Source organism: Variovorax xiamenensis (assembly GCF_050916385.1).
Classification (GTDB): domain Bacteria; phylum Pseudomonadota; class Gammaproteobacteria; order Burkholderiales; family Burkholderiaceae_C; genus Variovorax.
The window spans coordinates 1,632,372-1,646,871 of sequence record NZ_CP139038.1 but is presented as its reverse complement, the minus strand read 5'-3'; the positions used below and the strand labels follow the sequence as shown (position 1 = coordinate 1,646,871).

11 protein-coding genes are annotated in these 14,500 nt (G+C 67.2%); all 11 read right to left on the bottom strand.

All coding sequences use genetic code 11. The features are described 5' to 3' along the window. Positions 1-17 precede the first annotated feature (17 nt). Positions 18-506: an outer membrane lipid asymmetry maintenance protein MlaD gene (gene mlaD, locus SFB74_RS07045; protein WP_093196378.1), complete on the bottom strand. Its 489-nt coding sequence runs from the start codon at positions 504-506 to the stop codon at positions 18-20. 44 nt (positions 507-550) lie between these two features. After that, on the bottom strand, positions 551-1,333 hold the full coding sequence (gene mlaE / locus SFB74_RS07040) for a lipid asymmetry maintenance ABC transporter permease subunit MlaE (RefSeq protein ID WP_432730059.1): 783 nt from the start codon (positions 1,331-1,333) through the stop codon (positions 551-553). Further along, positions 1,330-2,193, bottom strand: a complete 864-nt coding sequence (locus tag SFB74_RS07035) for an ABC transporter ATP-binding protein (RefSeq protein ID WP_432730058.1) — start codon at positions 2,191-2,193, stop codon at positions 1,330-1,332. Before SFB74_RS07035 ends, mlaE begins: the two co-directional genes overlap by 4 nt. A 137-nt stretch (positions 2,194-2,330) precedes the next feature. Further along, the gene (locus SFB74_RS07030; RefSeq protein ID WP_432730057.1) at positions 2,331-3,809 is read right to left on the bottom strand and encodes a glutamate synthase subunit beta; all 1,479 of its coding nucleotides are present in this window, start codon (positions 3,807-3,809) and stop codon (positions 2,331-2,333) included. A 34-nt stretch (positions 3,810-3,843) separates the two neighbouring features. Next, on the bottom strand, positions 3,844-8,610 hold the full coding sequence (locus SFB74_RS07025; protein ID WP_432730055.1) for a glutamate synthase-related protein: 4,767 nt from the start codon (positions 8,608-8,610) through the stop codon (positions 3,844-3,846). A 186-nt stretch (positions 8,611-8,796) separates the two neighbouring features. Then, entirely contained in the window at positions 8,797-9,492 is a 696-nt protein-coding gene (locus SFB74_RS07020; protein WP_432730054.1) for a transposase, read from the bottom strand. Positions 9,493-9,533: 41 nt separating this feature from the next. Beyond that, positions 9,534-10,412 (bottom strand): class I SAM-dependent methyltransferase, encoded by an 879-nt coding sequence (locus SFB74_RS07015; RefSeq protein WP_432730053.1) that lies wholly within the window; start codon positions 10,410-10,412, stop codon positions 9,534-9,536. Continuing rightward, positions 10,409-10,984 (bottom strand): DUF1415 domain-containing protein, encoded by a 576-nt coding sequence (locus tag SFB74_RS07010; protein ID WP_432730052.1) that lies wholly within the window; start codon positions 10,982-10,984, stop codon positions 10,409-10,411. Before SFB74_RS07010 ends, SFB74_RS07015 begins: the two co-directional genes overlap by 4 nt. Beyond that, positions 10,981-12,243, bottom strand: a complete 1,263-nt coding sequence (locus tag SFB74_RS07005; protein WP_432730051.1) for an MFS transporter — start codon at positions 12,241-12,243, stop codon at positions 10,981-10,983. The genes SFB74_RS07010 and SFB74_RS07005 overlap by 4 nt, the downstream gene beginning before the upstream one ends. Then, on the bottom strand, positions 12,240-13,370 hold the full coding sequence (locus SFB74_RS07000) for a deoxyguanosinetriphosphate triphosphohydrolase (protein WP_432730050.1): 1,131 nt from the start codon (positions 13,368-13,370) through the stop codon (positions 12,240-12,242). The genes SFB74_RS07005 and SFB74_RS07000 overlap by 4 nt, the downstream gene beginning before the upstream one ends. Beyond that, positions 13,367-14,479, bottom strand: a complete 1,113-nt coding sequence (gene aroB, locus SFB74_RS06995; protein ID WP_432730049.1) for a 3-dehydroquinate synthase — start codon at positions 14,477-14,479, stop codon at positions 13,367-13,369. Before aroB ends, SFB74_RS07000 begins: the two co-directional genes overlap by 4 nt. Positions 14,480-14,500 lie beyond the last annotated feature (21 nt).

The following is a 14,500-nucleotide window of genomic DNA, read 5'->3' as shown; positions in this document are numbered from 1 at the left end:
CAAAGAAGATCGTGTTTTCATTTTTTATTGGCTGTTCCAGACGTCGAATTTCCCTCCGCCGCCTTGCTGTACAGGAACTGGCTGATCAGGTTTTCCAGCACCACGGCCGACTGGGTCGCGGTGATGGTGTCGCCGGCTTGCAAGTTCTTGTCTTCGGCGCCCGCCTCGATCCCGATGTACTGCTCGCCGAGCAGGCCACTGGTCAGGATCTTGAGCGAACTGTCCTTGGGAAAACTGTAGCGGTTTTGCAAAGCCAGTGTGACGTCTGCCTGAAATGTCTTGTCGTTGAAGGAGATGGATTCCACACGGCCGACCACCACCCCCGCGCTCTTCACTGCGGTCTGCGGCTTGAGGCCGCCGATGTTGTCGAAGCGCGCCGTGACCGAATAGGTCTTCTGGAAGTTCAGGCTCAGCAGGTTGGCCGACTGCAGCGCAAGAAACAGCAGCGCAGCAGCGCCGATCAGGACGAACAGGCCGACCCAGATGTCGTTGTTGGAACGTTGCATGGTTTGACTCTCTGTCTATCTAGAACGAAGGAGGCCGGGCCTCTTCAGATGCTGAACATCATGGCGGTGAGCAGGAAGTCCAGCCCCAGCACGGCCAGCGACGCGGACACCACGGTCCGCGTGGTCGCGCGCGAAACGCCCTCGGGCGTGGGCTGGGCCTCGTAGCCCTGCAGCAGTGCGATGAAGGTCACGGTGAAGCCGAAGACGATGCTCTTGATGACGCCGTTGCCGACGTCGCGCCACACGTCGACGCCGCCCTGCATCTGCCCCCAGAACGCGCCCGGGTCCACGCCCAGCATCATCACGCCCACCACGTAGCCGCCCAGGATGCCGACCGCGCTGAACACCGCCGCCAGCAGCGGCATGGTGATGACGCCGGCCCAGAAGCGCGGCGCGAGCACGCGCTGCACCGGGTCGATCGCCATCATCTCCATGGCGCTCAATTGCTCGTCGGCCTTCATGAGGCCGATCTCGGCCGTCAGCGAGGTGCCGGCGCGCCCGGTGAAAAGCAATGCTGCCACCACCGGCCCGAGTTCGCGCACAAGGCTCAGCGCGACCAGCAGGCCCAGCGCCTCGGAAGATCCGTAGCGCTGCAGCGCGTAATACATCTGCAGTCCGAGCACGAAGCCCACGAACAGGCCCGACACGCCGATGATCGCCAGCGAGTAGTTGCCCAGGAAATGGATCTGGTCGCGCACCAGCCCGAAGCGGCGCAGGATCTGCGCGCCCGGTCCGACCAGGCGCATGAAGAGCTTCGCGCCGTAGCCAAGGTTGGCCAGATGGCTGCGCGTGGCAAAGCCGGCATCGGCTGGCTTCCACCAGGTCATGAGCGCCCTCCCTCGACATTGCCGAAGTCCGCTTCGATGCTGACGCCCGGGTAATGGAAATGCACGGGCCCGTCGGGCAGCGCATTGACGAACTGATGAACCAGCGGATCGGCGCTCTCGCGCACCTCGGCGGGCGTGCCCTGCGCCGCGATGCCGCCGTTGGCCAGGATGATCACGTGGTCGGCGATGCGGAAGGTTTCTTCCAGGTCGTGCGACACGATGATGCTGGTGAGCCCGAGCGCATCATTCAGCTGGCGGATCAGGCGCGCGGCCGTGCCGAGCGAGATCGGGTCGAGACCGGCAAAAGGCTCGTCGTACATCACGAGGTCGGGGTCGAGCGCAATGGCACGCGCCAGCGCCACGCGCCGGGCCATGCCCCCCGACACCTCGCTGGGCATCAGGTCACGCGCGCCGCGCAGGCCGACGGCGTCGAGTTTCATGAGCACCACGTCGCGCACCAGCGCCTCCGAGAGTTGCGTGTGCTCGCGCAGCGGGAACGCCACGTTGTCGAACACGCTCATGTCGGTGAACAGCGCGCCGAACTGGAACAGCATGCCCATGCGCCGACGTGCCGCGTAGAGGGCGCTCACATCCATCTTGCCGACATCGTTGCCGTCGAAGAGCACTTCGCCGCGCTGCGCCTTCTGCTGTCCACCGATCAGGCGCAGCACGGTGGTCTTGCCGCCGCCCGAGGCGCCCATCAGCGCCGTCACCTTGCCGCGAGGTACGGCGAACGAGACGCCGTCGAGAATGGTGCGCGCACCATAGCCGAACCTGACGTCGCGAAACTCTACGAAGGGATGTGGCAGCGGAGTGGCGGGGTCCATCTCAATAAAAAAGCCGGGCGCCCTTTCAAGCATCCCGGCATGCGGTTTGACGCGGATGATAACGAAGCCGTGACCGGCCCCGCGAAACTGAAACAAAATTCAGCGCGGCGGCCGTCAGACCCTCGTCAGGAACCCTTGGACAAAGGCCCCTGGCGCAGTGAACCCTCTACTCAGCGAGGCAGGTCGCTGAAGCCCATCAGAAACTCATCCACGGAGCGCGCGGCCTGGCGGCCTTCGCGAATCGCCCACACCACCAGCGACTGTCCGCGGCGGATGTCGCCCGCTGCAAAGACCTTCGGAACGTTGGTGGCATAGCCGCCGATGAAGTCGACCGTTGCGCGGGCGTTGCCGCGCGCATCCTTTTCCACGCCGAAGGCATCGAGCACATTGGCCACGGGGCTCACGAAGCCCATGGCGAGCAGCACCAGGTCGGCCTTGAGCACCTGCTCGCTGCCGGCCACTTCCTGCATCTTGCCGTCCTTCCATTCGACGCGAACGGTCTTCAGGCCGGTGACTTTGCCCTTCTCTCCGATGAACTCCTTGGTCGAGATCGCGAACTCGCGCTCGCAGCCTTCCTCATGGCTGGAGCTGGTGCGCAGCTTGATCGGCCAGTAGGGCCAGGTCAGCGGACGGTTCTCTTCCTCGGGCGGCTGCGGCATCAGTTCGAACTGCGTGACGCTGACGGCGCCGTGGCGGTTGCTGGTGCCCACGCAGTCGGAGCCGGTGTCGCCACCGCCGATGACGATCACATGCTTGCCGTCGGCGCGCAGCTGGCCCTTGACCTTGTCGCCCGCGTTCACGCGGTTCTGCTGCGGCAGGAACTCCATCGCGAAATGGATGCCGTCGAGGTCGCGGCCGGGAACCGGCAGGTCGCGCGACTGCTCCGCGCCGCCGGTGAGCAGCACGGCGTCGAACTCCTTCTGCAGCTGCTCGGGCGTGACGGTTTCCTTGGCCAGGTTCGTGACCTTGGAGCCCTTGCCCAGCGGGTCCTTCGCGGCGCCGACGATCACGCCGGTGCGGAACACCACGCCTTCGGCCTTCATCTGCTCGACGCGGCGGTCGATGTGCGACTTCTCCATCTTGAAGTCGGGAATGCCGTAGCGCAGCAGGCCGCCGATGCGGTCGTTCTTCTCGAAGAGCGTCACGTCGTGGCCGGCGCGCGCGAGCTGCTGGGCCGCCGCCATGCCGGCCGGGCCCGAACCCACCACCGCCACCTTCTTGCCGGTCTTGTGCTTGGCGACGCGCGGCGCCACCCAGCCTTCGTCCCAGGCGCGGTCGATGATCGCGTGCTCCAGCGACTTGATGCCGACCGCGTCGTCGTTCACATTGAGCACGCAGGCTGCCTCGCAGGGTGCGGGGCAGATGCGGCCGGTGAACTCGGGGAAGTTGTTGGTCGAATCGAGCACCGCGAAGGCGTTCTGCCAGTCGTTGCGGTACACCAGGTCGTTGAAGTCCGGAATGATGTTGTTGACCGGGCAGCCGCTGTTGCAGAACGGCGTGCCGCAGTCCATGCAGCGCGCGCCCTGCACCTTGGCCTGGTCGGTGTTCAGGCCGACGACGAATTCCTTGTAGTGCTTGAGGCGCTCGTCGACGGGCTTGTAGCCCTCTTCAACACGCTCATGCTCCATGAAGCCGGTGATCTTTCCCATCGTGCTTTCCTTTGTTCTCTCTACTCGTGGGCGCTCAGACCGAAGCCGGTGCCGTCTGCGGTGCGGGGGCGGCCAGCGCGTGCGGCTCCAGGCCGATGTGCGCGTTGTTGCCGCTGCTCGTGAGCTCGACCTTGCGGTCGTGCAGCTCGGCGAGCGCGCGCTTGTATTCGTTCGGGAACACCTTCACGAACTTCGTGCGCGAGACGGCCCAGTTGTCGAGCAGCTCGCGCGCGCGCTTGCTGCCGGTCCAGCGGTGGTGCTCCTCGAGCAGCTTCTTCAGCTGGGCCTCGTCGGTCTCGCCGCCGTGCCAGATCTTGCGGTGCACGCTGGCGGTCTGCTCGGCCGAGGTCAGCACCTTCTCGAGGGAGACCATCGACAGGTTGCAGCGCGTGGAGAACTGGCCGTCCTCGTCGTAGACGAAGGCGACGCCGCCGCTCATGCCGGCCGCGAAGTTGCGGCCCGTCTTGCCGAGCACGGCCACCGTGCCGCCGGTCATGTATTCGCAACCGTGGTCGCCGGTGCCTTCGATGACCGCCGTGGCGCCAGACAGGCGAACCGCGAAGCGCTCGCCCGCCACGCCGCACAGGTAGGCCTCGCCGGTGGTCGCGCCGTACAGCGCGGTGTTGCCGACGATGGTGTTGCGCGCCGCTTCGCCGCGGAAGTCGAGGCTGGGGCGCACCACCACGCGGCCGCCCGAGAGACCCTTGCCGGTGTAGTCGTTGGCGTCGCCGATCAGGTACAGCGTGATGCCGCGCGCCAGGAAGGCGCCGAACGACTGGCCGCCCGTGCCTTCGAGCTGGATGCGGATCGAGTCGTCGGGCAGGCCCTGCGGATGCACCTTGGTCAGTGCGCCCGAGAGCATCGCGCCCACCGAGCGGTTGACGTTGCGCGCCACCTCGATGAACTGCACCTTCTCGCCCTTGTCGATGGCGGGACGCGACTTCTCGATGAGCTTGACGTCCAGCGCCTTGTCCAGGCCGTGGTCCTGCGTCTCGACATGGAAGCGCGGCACGTCGGCCGGCACGTTCGGCAGCGCGAACAGGCGGCTGAAGTCCAGGCCCGCGGCCTTCCAGTGCTCGATGCCCTTGCGCATGTCGAGCAGGTCGGCGCGGCCGATCAGGTCATCGAACTTGCGGATGCCCAGTTGGGCCATGATCTGGCGCACTTCTTCCGCGACGAAGAAGAAGTAGTTGACGACGTGCTCGGGCTTGCCCGAGAACTTCTTGCGCAGCACCGGGTCTTGCGTGGCCACGCCCACCGGGCAGGTGTTCAGGTGGCACTTGCGCATCATGATGCAGCCCTCGACCACCAGCGGCGCGGTGGCGAAGCCGAATTCATCGGCGCCCAGCAGCGCGCCGATGGCGACGTCGCGGCCGGTCTTCATCTGGCCGTCGGCCTGCACGCGGATGCGGCTGCGCAGGCGGTTGAGCACCAGCGTCTGCTGCGTCTCGGCCAGGCCGATTTCCCACGGGCTGCCCGCATGCTTGATCGACGACCAGGGCGATGCGCCCGTGCCGCCGTCATGGCCGGCGATCACGACGTGGTCGCTCTTGCACTTGGCAACGCCCGCGGCGATGGTGCCCACGCCGATCTCGCTCACCAGCTTCACGCTGATGCTGGCGTGCGGCGCGGTGTTCTTCAGGTCATGGATGAGCTGCGCGAGGTCTTCGATCGAGTAGATGTCGTGGTGCGGCGGCGGCGAGATGAGGCCCACGCCCGGCACGGCGTAGCGCTGCTTGCCGATGTACTGCGTGACCTTGCCGCCCGGCAGCTGGCCGCCCTCGCCCGGCTTGGCGCCCTGGGCCATCTTGATCTGGATCTGGTCGGCCGAGTGCAGGTACTCGGCCGTGACGCCGAAGCGGCCCGACGCGACCTGCTTGATGCGCGAGCGCAGCGAGTCGCCGTCCTTCAGCGGCAGGTCGACCTCGACGTTCTCGGCACCGACGATGCTGCGCAGCGTGTCGCCCTGCTTGATCGGGATGCCCTTGAGCTCGTTGCGGTAGCGCGCGGGGTCTTCACCGCCTTCGCCGGTGTTGCTCTTGCCGCCGATGCGGTTCATGGCCACGGCCAGCACCGAGTGCGCCTCGGTGCTGATGGAGCCCAGCGACATCGCGCCAGTGGCGAAGCGCTTGACGATTTCCGCCGCCGCCTCGACCTCGTCGACCGGAATGGCCTTGGCCGGGTCGATCTTGAATTCGAACAGGCCGCGCAGCGTGAGATGGCGGCGGTTCTGGTCGTTGATGAGCTGCGCGTATTCCTTGTACGTGTTCCAGTTGTTGGAGCGCGTGCTGTGCTGCAGCTTGGCGATGGCGTCGGGCGTCCACATGTGCTCTTCGCCGCGCGTGCGCCAGGCGTATTCGCCGCCGGCGTCGAGCATGTTGGCGAGCACCGGGTCGTCGCCGAAGGCGGCCTTGTGCATGCGGATGGCTTCCTCGGCGATCTCGAAGACGCCGATGCCTTCCACGCGGCTGGCGGTGCCGGTGAAGTACTTGCTCACCGTCTCGCTGTTCAGGCCGATGGCTTCGAACAGCTGCGCGCCGCAGTAGCTCATGTAGGTGCTGACACCCATCTTCGACATGATCTTCGACAGACCCTTGCCGATCGCCTTGACGTAGTTGTAGACCGCCTTGTCGGCGCTCAGCTCGCCCGGCAGGTCGGCGTGCATCGCGACCAGCGTCTCCATGGCGAGGTAGGGGTGCACGGCTTCCGCGCCGTAGCCCGCCAGCACGCCGAAGTGATGCACTTCGCGCGCCGAGCCGGTCTCGACCACGAGGCCGGCCGTGGTGCGCAGGCCCTCGCGCACCAGGTACTGGTGCACGGCCGACAGCGCCAGCAAGGCGGGAATGGCCACCTGCGTGGGGCTCACGCCGCGGTCGCTCACGATCAGGATGTTGTTGCCGCCCTTGATGGCGTCCACGGCTTCGGCGCACAGCGATGCCAGCTTGGCTTCGACGCCCTCGTCACCCCAGGCGAGCGGGTAGGTGATGTCGAGCACGTAGCTCTTGAACTTGCCCTGCGTGTACTTGCCGATGTCGCGCAGCTTCGCCATATCGGCGAAGTCGAGGATCGGCTGGCTCACTTCGAGCCGCATCGGCGGGTTGACCTGGTTGATGTCCAGCAGGTTCGGCTTGGGGCCGATGAAGGACACCAGCGACATCACGATGGCTTCGCGGATCGGGTCGATCGGCGGGTTCGTGACCTGCGCGAACAGCTGCTTGAAGTAGTTGTACAGCGGCTTGTTCTTGCTCGAGAGCACGGCCAGCGGGCTGTCGTTGCCCATGGAGCCGATGCCCTCTTCGCCGGCCTGCGCCATCGGGCTCATCAGGAATTTGATGTCTTCCTGGGTGTAGCCGAAGGCCTGCTGGCGGTCGAGCAGCGGCACCTGCGACAGCGGCGCCTTGACCGCCTCGGCGGCTTCGGCCTTCACGCTGTCGAGCTTGATGCGCAGGTTCTCGATCCACTGCTTGTAGGGCTTGCTGTTGGCGAGGTTGGCCTTGACCTCTTCGTCGTCGATCAGGCGGCCCTGCTCCAGGTCGATCAGGAACATCTTGCCGGGCTGCAGGCGCCACTTGCGCACGATCTTCTGCTCGGGCACGGGCAGCACGCCCGACTCCGAAGCCATGATGACCAGGTCGTCGTCGGTCACGCAGTAGCGCGAGGGACGCAGGCCGTTGCGGTCGAGCGTGGCGCCGATCTGGCGGCCGTCGGTGAACACGATGGAGGCCGGGCCGTCCCACGGCTCGAGCATGGCGGCGTGGTACTCATAGAAAGCGCGACGACGCGGGTCCATGGTGGCGTGCTGTTCCCAGGGCTCGGGAATCATCATCATCACGGCCTGGCTGATGGGGTAGCCGGCCATCGTCAGCAGCTCGAGGCAGTTGTCGAAGGTGGCAGTGTCGGACTGGCCGGCGAAGCTGATCGGGTAGAGCTTCTGCAGGTCGGCACCCAGCACGGGCGAGGACATCACGCCTTCGCGCGCCTTCATCCAGTTGTAGTTGCCCTTGACCGTGTTGATTTCGCCGTTGTGGGCGACATAGCGGTACGGGTGGGCCAGCGGCCACTCGGGGAAGGTGTTGGTCGAGAAGCGCTGGTGCACCAGGCCCAGGGCCGAGACGCAGCGCTTGTCCTGCAGGTCGAGGTAGTAGGTGCCGACCTGGTCGGCCAGCAGCAGGCCCTTGTAGACCACGGTGCGGCTCGACATGCTGGGAACGTAGTATTCCTTGCTGTGCTTGAGCTTCAGGCGCTGGATGTTGGCGCTGGCGGTCTTGCGGATCACGTAGAGCTTGCGTTCCAGCGCGTCCTGAACGATCACGTCGTTGCCGCGGCCGATGAACACCTGGCGCAGCAGCGGCTCCTTTTCGCGCACGGTGGGCGACATGGGCATGTCGCGGTTGACCGGCACGTCGCGCCAGCCCAGCAGCACCTGGCCTTCGGCCTTGATGGCGCGCTCCATTTCCTGCTCGCAGGCTTCGCGGGAGGCGTGCTCCTTCGGCAGGAAGATCATGCCGACGCCGTATTCGCCCGGCGGGGGCAGCGTGACGCCCTGCTTCGCCATCTCTTCGCGGTACAGGTGGTCGGGCAGCTGGATCAGGATGCCGGCGCCGTCGCCCATCAGCTTGTCAGCGCCCACTGCGCCGCGATGGTCGAGGTTTTCGAGGATCTTCAGGCCCTGCAGCACGATGGCGTGGCTTTTCTCGCCCTTGATGTGTGCAACGAAACCGACGCCGCAGGCATCGTGCTCGTCGGCAGCGGAATACAGACCGTGTTCTTGGAGATGCTTGATCTCGGCAGCCGTCGTCATGGCGCGCTCCTTCAGTTTTCGCAGGGAATCGGAGCATATTGCGTTGCACAAAGAATGCCAAACACTTTAATAGGGGTCAGATTCCATTTAAATGTTGAGTTTTTCGATAGGAATTAAATTGGGGACATATCAAAATCAGGAGCAGAGGAGCCAATCCATGCAACGCATGGAGGCGTGCTTTCCGGATCAGGATTGGGAGTTCGAGGGCGGCCGGCCGGCCTTGGCCTTGACCACGCGGCGCTCGGTGGACTTCTGCAGGCTCTGGAGAAAATCTTCGTCGCCGGCAGCCCAGCCCCGCAGGGTTGCCTCGGTCAGGGCTTTCTGATCGGCCGCGCGGACGCCCGCGCGCACCAATTCGACGTAAGCCGCCTCCCGCGCGAACGGCGTGTTGCCGAGCTCCCAGTACAGCGGGTGCGGCGTCAGCAGCCGGTCGTGCCGCAGGCCGGCATAGTGGGCATGGCTGGACCACGGGAAGTCGCGCGCGTCGGCCGCCATGCCCGCCCGCACCGGGTTGAGATCGATGTAGGCCATGCAGGTCAGCAGGTAGCGGTCGGTCTGGATCAGCGTCGACCTGTAGCGTCCTTCCCACAGCGTGCCGCTGCGGCCATGGCGGTCGTTGAAGTAGCGCACATAGGCCCGGCCCACCGACTGCATGAACTGCGGCAGCCCGGTGGTGCTGCCTGGCGTGGCCAGCAGGTGGAAGTGGTTGTCCATCAGCACGTAGGCATGCACCGCGACGCCGAAGCGCGTGGCGTTCTCGGCCAGCAGCGCGAGCAGCTTCTCGTGATCGGCGCGGTCCGTGAAGATCGGCTGGCGGTTGTTACCGCGCTGGATCACGTGGTGCGGCATGTCAGCCAGCGTGAGGCGCGGAAGGCGGGCCATGGGTGAATCCGATCAGGCAGACGCGGGTTGCGCGCCCGCGCTCAGGCGAGCCGGAAGCGCGTGTCGCCGAGCTTGTCGAGCCCGAACTGTGCCAGCAGCTCGCGCAGCCGCGCGGCAGCGCTCGCCTTTCGCTGGCCGGTGTAGCGCGCCAGGATCAGCTCGTTCTTCATGCTGTGCTCCCAGCCGACCAGTTCGGTAACGGTGACGCTGTAGCCGTTGGCCTCGAGATACAGGCAGCGCAGCACGTTGGTGAGCTGGCTGCCGATCTCGCGCGTGTGCAGCGGATGGCGCCACAGCTCGGCCAGCGGCGTGCGCGACAACGCCAGCGCCTTGGTTTCGCGCAGGCAGGCGGCCACTTCGGCCTGGCAGCAGGGCACGAGCACCATGCAGCGAGCCTTCTTGGCCAGGCCGAAGGCGATGGCGTCGTCGGTGGCCGTGTCGCAGGCATGCAGCGCCGTAACCACGTCGATCTGCGCCGGCAGTTCGCCCGCCTGGGCCGATTCGGCCACCGTGAGGTTCAGGAACGACATGCGCTCGAAGCCCAGGCGTTTCGCCAGCTCGCGCGAGCGCTCGACCAGTTCGCCGCGCGTCTCGATGCCGTAGACATGGCCGCCGCCCGACCGGGCCCGGAAGAACAGGTCGTAGATGATGAAGCCCAGGTACGACTTGCCCGCCCCATGGTCGGCCAGCGTGGCGCCCGCGCCCTCCTCCGGCAGCTCGCGCAGGAGCTGTTCGATAAACTGGAACAGGTGGTAGACCTGCTTGAGCTTGCGCCGCGAGTCCTGGTTGAGCCGGCCCTCGCGGGTCAGGATGTGCAGCTCCTTGAGCAGCTCGACCGACTGGCCGGGGCGCAGAGCCTCCGCCAGCTCGGCATCGGCCTTGGCGGCCTTGTTCGTCTTCTGTGCGGTCTTCGTGTTCATGGCCTTGCGCTCCCCGGGCCGACGTCCAGCTTGGCCCAGCCTTCGGCGCCCAGCGCCTCCAGCGTGTCGATGTTGCGCTCGAAGATCTCCTCGGCCTCGGGAAAGGCTTCGACCGCGCGGCTCACGCTGTCCTCGCGCAGCAGGTGCAGCGTGGGATACGGCGCGCGGTTGGTGGCGTTGCCGATGTCGTCGGCCTCGGTGCCGGCGAACTGGAACTGCGGATGAAAGCTCGCGAGCTGCAGCACGCCGTCGAATCCCGCGCGCGCGAGCCGGCGTTCGGCACGCGCCGTGAAGTCGTTGAAATCCAGAAAATCGGGCAAGGCGTTCGGTGCAATCAGAAGGGTTGTGTCGCGCACGGCAGCGTCGAGCGCCACGAGGTCCCTGGCCTGGACAAGCAGCGCGTCCAGCAGGTCGGCCTCTTCGGCCTGCTCGTACACCGCGTAGTGGACCTGCCCTTTCACGTGCACGGCTTTCGCGAAGGGGCACAGGTTGAGGCCGATCACCGCGCGCTCGAGCCAGCGCCGCGTATCCGCTTCGGCCTGGGGGGCTGCAATTGTCGCCGGGAGTGTCATGCCATCTCCGCAGCGGGGCGAATGCGCCCCAGGCGCCGCGCGATCGCCATGCCGACCAGCGAGCAGGCCAGCGTGGCCGTCCAGGTCCAGTGCCAGCCGCCGACGCGGTGCGCGAGCCAAGCGACCGCGGGCGGCGCCAGGAACTGGCCCAGCGAAGATGCCTGCTGCATCAGCCCGACGGTGGTCGACACGGTGGACGGCCCGGGCGCCAGCCGTACGCCGAGCAGGAACAGCGTGGCCGGCACCATGCCGCCACCCAGCGAGAAGGCGCAGACAGCGATGTAGCGCAACGCAGGCGGCAGGCCCAGTGCGTCGGCGCCCTGCCCCATCTGCGCGAAGGCGGCCACTCCGCCCAGCGCCATCGTCAGGAAGCCGAGCTGCAGCAGTCGCTCGGGCGCCACGCCGCGTTGCAGCCAGCGCCCGCCAGCGACGTTGCCGACGATGTTCATCGCCGCCGCGAGCGCGGTGAGCACCGCATTCCACGCAGCCGGCACGCCCGCGCCTGCGTAGATGGCGGGCAGGAAGCCGATCACTGCCATCCATTGCGACGAATACACGGCAAATGTCAGTGCGACCAGCCAGGGCGCGCGCGCGCCGACAGTGGCGCGCAGCCGCGACGCCCATCCGCCGGAAGCCGGGCCCGCCGCGGCCGGACGGAGCCGGTCTGCGGGCACCACCATCCAGAGCCAGAGCGCCGCGCCGGCCGAGACGGCCGACAGTGCCCACCACCAGTCCACCCAGCCGCCCCAGGCGATCAGGGCCGGCCCGAGCAGCAGCGCGAGGGCCACGCCCAGCGGCATGTAGGCGCCCCACAGGCCCAGCGCCGCCTTGTCGGCGCCCGGAGGCGTCAGGGCGCGAATCAGTCCGGGGCCCGGCATCACAGTCAGCAGGAATCCGACGCCCTCCACGGCGCGCAGCACCAGCAGCCATTGCACGGCATGCGTCCCGCCGCCGCCCAGCCCCGTGCCGGCCATGCCGCCGAGCAGGCCAGCGACTGTCAGCACCACGAGCCCCGTCAGCATGCTGCGCCGCAGCCCGATGGAGTCCGCCGCCAGGCCGACCAGCAGTCCCAGCGTCATGCTCGCGACCTGCACCAGCGAGAGCAGGAACCCGGCCTCGACCAGGCCGATGCCGAGCGATGCCTGCAGCGCCGGCACGGCGGGCGGCAGCTTGCCCAGGTGCAATGCCCCGCTCACGCCGCCCAGCAGCACGGCCAGCGCAGCAGCGGGAACGCGTGGGCGCCCGGCCTGGCTGCTCATGCGATGCCCCGGCGGCCTGTGAGCCGCTCGTGCTCGCGCACGGCGAAGCGGTCGGTCATGCCCGCGATGTAGTCGGCGACGGCGCGATGCCTGTCCTGCCGCTCGGCATAGGAGGCCGGCATCTCGGAGCCGCGCTCCAGGTAGGCCTCGAACAGCTCCCGCACCACCTGCCGCGCCTGGTCGGTGGTCTGGGTGACCTGGGGATGCCGGTAGAGGTTGTGGAAGAGAAAACGCTTCAGGTCTTCGGACTGGGCCTGCATGGTGTCGCTGAACGCGACGACGGGAGGGGCCTTGCGTACCGCGTCGGCGTCGGCCGGCGCCAGCGCTTCGAGCGCCGCGCGCGTGGCGTCGATCACGTCATAGACCTGCGCGCTCAGCATGCGCCGGATGGTTTCGTAGAGCACGCGGCGCCCCTGGAGCTGCGGATGCTCGGCAAGCGCTTCGCGACGATGACGCTCGAACAGCTCGACGCCGGACAGCTGCTCGACCGTGATCAGCCCCGAGCGCACGCCGTCGTCGATGTCGTGAGCGTTGTAGGCAATCGCATCGGCCAGGTTGCACAGCTGGGCTTCCAGGCCCGGCTGGGTACGGTCGAGGAAACGCCGCGCCACGCCGTTGGGCTCGGCCGCCTCCAGTCGCTCGGCGTTCGCACGCGAGCAGTGCTTGAGGATGCCCTCGCGGGTCTCGAAGCTGAGATTCAGGCCGTCGTACTGCGGATAACGGTGCTCCAGCGCATCGACCACGCGCAGGCTCTGCAGGTTGTGTTCGAAGCCGCCGTTCCCGGCCATGCAGTCGTTGAGCGCGTCCTGGCCCGCGTGGCCGAAGGGCGTGTGGCCCAGGTCATGCGCCAGCGCGATCGCCTCGACCAGGTCTTCGTTGATGCGCAGGGCCCGCGCGATCGAACGACCGAGTTGGGCCACTTCGAGCGAATGCGTGAGCCGGGTGCGGAACAGGTCGCCTTCGTGGTTCAGGAACACCTGCGTCTTGTAGACCAGCCGCCGAAATGCGGTGGAATGCACGATCCTGTCGCGGTCGCGCTGGAAGGCATCGCGCGTGGGCGCGGGCGGCTCCGCATGCCGACGGCCGCGCGAGCGCGCGGGCTGGCAGGCATAGGCCGCAAGGCTCATTGCTGCGCGCAGCTCTGCGCGAGCACTTCGCGCACGAGCGCGTCGGGCGCGCTGCGGACCACCGCCGAGCCGGGCCGGTCGATCACCACGAAGCGGATCTCGCCGGCTTCCGATTTCTTGTCGACGCGCATCAGCTCCAGGTAGCGGTCAGCGCCCAGCGCCGGGCCGACGATCGGCAGGCCGGCCCGCTCGATCAGCCGCGTGAGCCGCTCGACGAAGGCGGCATCGACACCGCCCAAACGCTGCGACAGCCGTGCCGCCATGACCATGCCGCAGCCCACGGCCTCGCCGTGCAGCCATTCGCCGTAGCCGAGGCCCGATTCGATCGCGTGGCCGAAGGTGTGGCCGAAATTGAGGATCGCGCGCAGGCCGGTCTCGCGCTCGTCCTGCCCGACCACCAGCGCCTTGATTTCGCAGCTGCGCTTGACGGCATGGGCCAGCGCAGCCGGCTCTCTTGCGACCAGGGCATCGATATTCGCCTCGATCCAGTCGAGGAAGGCCATGTCGTAAATCGGGCCGTACTTGATGACTTCGGCCAGGCCGGCGCTGAGCTCGCGCGGAGGCAGGGTTTGGAGCGTCGCCAAGTCGCAGACCACGAGCTGCGGCTGGTAGAACGCGCCGATCATGTTCTTGCCCAGCGGGTGATTGATGGCCGTCTTGCCGCCGACGGAAGAATCGACCTGCGCCAGCAGCGTGGTCGGCACCTGCACGAAGGGCACGCCGCGCATGTAGCTGGCGGCCGCGAAGCCGGTCATGTCGCCCACCACGCCGCCGCCCAGGGCGAAAAGCACGGTCTTGCGGTCGCTGCCGCGACCGAGCAGCTCGTCGAAGATCAGGTTCAGCGTCTGCAGGTTCTTGTATGCCTCGCCGTCGGGCAGCTCGAGCAGGTGAACCGTACGAAAGCGGCCCGCCAGCGCGGCCTGCAGCGCCTTCGCATAGAGCGGCGCCACCGTGGTGTTGCTGACAATCAGGGCCGTGGCCGAGGCAGGCGTGGCATCGAAGCTCCGCGGGTCGTCCAGCAGGCCGGCGCCGATCAAGATCGGATAGCTGCGGTCGCCGAGCTGGATGTCGACGTGTTCTGGCGGAGCGGAGAGTTCGGGCAGGGACATGGGCAGCGAGTTTAGGCGCTG